Below are 3,655 nucleotides of genomic sequence, written 5' to 3'. Positions count from 1 at the left end.
TCGCCGGGAGAGGCGTCCGCAAGCCCCGGCTCGAGCATGCAGCCCGTCAGGACCTCCACCGAGCCCGGATTCAGGAAGTCCCGGAAGCTTCTCCCCTCCCCGGCACTTTCGGGATCCGCCGTCGTGAAAAGCCGGTCATAGAGCCGAACCTCGGCCGGAAGCGCGTGCGACGACGAAACCCACTGGGCCGCCGTGGTCTTCTTCCTCGCCCCTTTCGCCGGTTTCCCCAGGGAGTCGGGGTCGTAGGTGCAGCGAAGCTCGATGGCGTCTCCGGTAGCCGGATCCCGGATAATCTCCTCGCACCGGATGAAGTAGGCGCTGCGCAGGCGGACTTCCCCGCCGGGGCGCAGCCGGATCCAGTCGGCGGGGGGATTTTCCAGAAAGTCGGTCCGCTCGATGAAGATTTCCCGGGAGAGCGGAACCTTGCGGGATCCCTCCTTGTCGATGTCGCGCGGCCAGTAGTGCGCCTCCAGCCACTCGACCTTCCCTTCCGGGTAGTTGGCGATCGTCACCTTGAGGGGCCGCAGAACGGCCATGACTCGCGGGGCGCGCGCGTTCAGGTCGTCCCGGATCGCGTCCTCGAGCAGATCCATGCTGACCCGGCTGTTCGACTTGTCGACGCCGATGCGGGCCGCGAACAGCCGGATCCCCTCGGGGGTGTAGCCGCGTCGCCGCATGCCGGCGATCGTCGGCAGGCGGGGGTCGTCCCAGCCGGAGACGAGCCCCTCCTCCACGAGCTCAAGCAGCTTGCGCTTGCTCATGATCGTATAGTCCAGGTTGAGCCGGGCGAACTCGTATTGATGCGGGCGCGGTTCCGGGAAGAGATTGTCGAGCAGCCAGTCGTAGATCGCCCGGTTGTTCTCGAACTCGAGGGTGCAGATCGAATGCGTGATCTTCTCGACGGCGTCCGACAGCGGGTGGGCGAAGTCGTACATCGGATAGAGGCACCAGTCGTCGCCTCTTCGGTAATGCGTCGCGTGCCGGATGCGGTAGAGAAGCGGGTCGCGCATCTTCATGTTGCTTGCCGCCATGTCCCCCTTGGCGCGCAGGACGTGCGCCCCGTCGGGGAACCTCCCGGCGCGCATCCGCGCGAAGAGGTCCAGGTTCTCCTCCACGGATCGATCGCGGTAGGGGCTTTCCCGGCCGGCTTCCGTGACGGTCCCGCGATGCTCCCGGATCTCCTCCTCGGTCTGGCTGTCCACGTACGCCTTCCCGTCCCGGATGAGCCGGGCCGCGAATTCGTAGAGCTGTTCGAAGTAGTCCGAGGCGAAAAACAGCTTCTCGCCCCAGTCGTAGCCCAGCCATCGGACATCGCGGATGATCGATTCGACGTACTTCATATCCTCGGTTTCCGGGTTCGTATCGTCGAACCGCAGATGGCAGACCCCGTCGAACTCCCGGGCGACGCCGAAGTTCAGGCAGATCGATTTGGCGTGCCCGATGTGCAGATAGCCGTTCGGCTCGGGGGGAAAGCGCGTAACCACGCGGCCGTCGTAGGCCCCGGCGAGCATGTCGCGCCTCACGATCTCGCGGAGGAAATCCCGGGACTCACCGCCCCCGGAAAGCTGAGGATCGGATTTGAAATCAGGCATAAACGCGCATTCCCCGGTACGTTTGATTTTGCGTATCCCGAACGGATAACGGTTTATCCATAGCATGCCGTACGGGGTGAGTCAAAACGACCGAAGGCCCCGCTTTTTGCCTTGTTCCGCGGAGGATTCCGCCCCCTTCCTCGCCTATCCGGACGGTCCCATGCCGTTTCAGGCAAGCACCGTCCACCTTCGCATGCTTTTCGAACCATACAGGTTGGGCGTCTGGGGATACTGCTGCGAGGGAAGAACCCGGCGGATCGCCCTATACCAGTCCCCGTACGTCGCCTCCGCCGCAAGGGAGGCGAGGGACCGCAGGGCGACGAACGTGAACGCGCCGTTGGCCCTTCCCTCGAAGGACGCGTCGAAGCTGTATTCGGTGTCCCGGCAGCCCGCCAGGAGCAGTGCGGCGTACCGGCCGGGAGGGCTCGAAGGGCGCCTCGCCCGTCCCGTCCCGAGCTTCGTTGCATCGCTCCGGGAGAGAAAGACCGCAGGCGGCAGGAACCGGACCTTCCGCTGCGGCGGGTTCCGATCCTTCGTGGTCGGCGGGGTCGTGATCGGCGCGAACCGCGCCACGGTCCCGGAGTGGCAGGAGTCCGAGATCATGAGGACCCGGGCTCCTTGCGGCCGGGCACTGAACAGGTCGAACAGCTCGTCGTCCGTGATCGGCCCCTCCTCCTTGAGATCGTACGGGCAGAGGCATTCGTCCGTGCCGTCCGGCTCGTCCCCGTCCTCATCCGGCACGAAGGAGCCGTGCCCCGAGTACTGGACGACGATGCTGTCCCCTTTCCGGGATCCGGTGATGAGGGATTCGATCGCCTTGCGGATCGCGTTCCCGGTCGCCCGCCGGTCGATCAGCGTCTTCACGGCGAACCCGCGGTCCGTGAACGCGGCGGCCCAGTCGTTCGCGTCGTTGACGCATCCGGCAAGGTCGCTGTCGGTGCCCGGATAGTCGTTGATCCCGATGCACAGCGCCCGTTTCTTCATGGCGTTCCCCCTTGGGGCGGATTTTTCGATAAATCCTTCGCGAATGTTCGACGCCATCTTACCTGCCGGGAGGGAGGAAAACCAGGTTCAGGAAGATCCGTCGCATCCCTGCATCCCCGATCCTCCGCCTAATAAACGATAATACTCGTTGGCCTGAGGAATCATGAAGATAGAATGTTTAAGGGCAGATGAGGGAATCGGGGATGACGGCGCTGGGCGGGTTGCCGGTGTATCTGGACATGGATGGGATGAGGGATTGGGGGGGGGTAGAAAACGGAAACTGATGGCGATTCGCCATCAGTTGCGCCGAAATACCCCCCCTGATACTCTGCCGAGTCGCCTCCTTTCCGCTCACCCGCGACAGCGACCGTCGCCTCCCCTTGCCAAAAGGATATGGTCGTGTTGTGGAGCATGCGCGGAAGCTGATCGTGTGGGTCAGCGGCCGTCATCCGTCGTTGTCGCTGCTGGTGCGGGCACGATCCACGATCGCGCTGATGTCGCCGTCGCCGGCCGCGCAGGGCGACGGGGTCGTCGCAGGGGGTGAACGGGAGCGAAGACGGGGACGGTGTGCGCAGCGGACGCGGAAAGACAAAGCCAACGGGAAGTCCTTGATAACAGAAGGCCCGTGATGGCCGCAAGGTCGGCAACCCGAGGCCGCATGAATGGAAAAAACCGGGCGGGAACCTTGGGAACCCCTCCGCGCAAGGACAGGCGGTGTATTTTGGGCATCCTTGGCGCTTGACGGGGCCACTCCCGCTCGGATATCCTGCATTTTCCGTTGAGGAGTGGTGAAACGGCATCACGCCTGGCTCTGGACCAGGTTTTCCAGGTTCGAATCCTGGCTCCTCAGCCAGATGGTCCCATCGTCTAGTGGCCCAGGACACCGCCCTCTCACGGCGAAAACGCGGGTTCGAACCCCGCTGGGACCGCCAAGGAATTAAAGGGGATTTCGGCGAAAACCGCAATCCCCTTCCTTTTCACCCTCAAACTCCTACCATAACTCATACTGCCTGAAAATCTTTTATCAGTCTCCGTTTCTGTCTGGTCTCGATCGTCCGGTTCCGTTTAATCGCGACGAC

2 protein-coding genes and 2 tRNA genes are annotated in these 3,655 nt (G+C 63.5%); 2 read left to right on the top strand and 2 right to left on the bottom strand.

Annotated elements, in window-relative coordinates:
• Both VJ307_04210 and VJ307_04205 read right to left on the bottom strand, forming a co-directional pair.
• Positions 1-1,592 (bottom strand): glutamine--tRNA ligase/YqeY domain fusion protein (locus tag VJ307_04210; GenBank protein ID HJX73338.1); only part of this gene is annotated, 1,592 nt, incomplete at its 3' end.
• A 168-nt stretch (positions 1,593-1,760) separates the two neighbouring features.
• Positions 1,761-2,576 carry a caspase family protein gene (locus VJ307_04205; protein HJX73337.1) on the bottom strand — a complete coding sequence of 272 codons (816 nt, stop codon included), beginning with the start codon at positions 2,574-2,576 and terminating at the stop codon, positions 1,761-1,763.
• Between the two features lie 779 nt (positions 2,577-3,355).
• On the opposite strand from VJ307_04205, the gene VJ307_04200 reads away from it, so the two are divergent.
• Together VJ307_04200 and VJ307_04195 are read left to right on the top strand one after the other, a co-directional pair.
• A tRNA-Gln gene (locus VJ307_04200) sits at positions 3,356-3,429 on the top strand.
• Positions 3,430-3,432: 3 nt separating this feature from the next.
• Positions 3,433-3,508, top strand: a tRNA-Glu gene (locus VJ307_04195).
• Positions 3,509-3,655 lie beyond the last annotated feature (147 nt).

Source organism: Candidatus Deferrimicrobiaceae bacterium (genome assembly GCA_035256765.1).
Classification (GTDB): Bacteria; Desulfobacterota; Deferrimicrobia; order Deferrimicrobiales; family Deferrimicrobiaceae; genus CSP1-8.
This window is presented reverse-complemented; position numbering and strand designations above follow the sequence as displayed.

Bases quoted from the DNA above. Each gene is read 5' to 3' on its own strand.
- VJ307_04205 (HJX73337.1), bottom strand. From the start codon at position 2,576: ATGAAGAAACGGGCGCTGTGCATCGGGATCAACGACTATCCGGGCACC.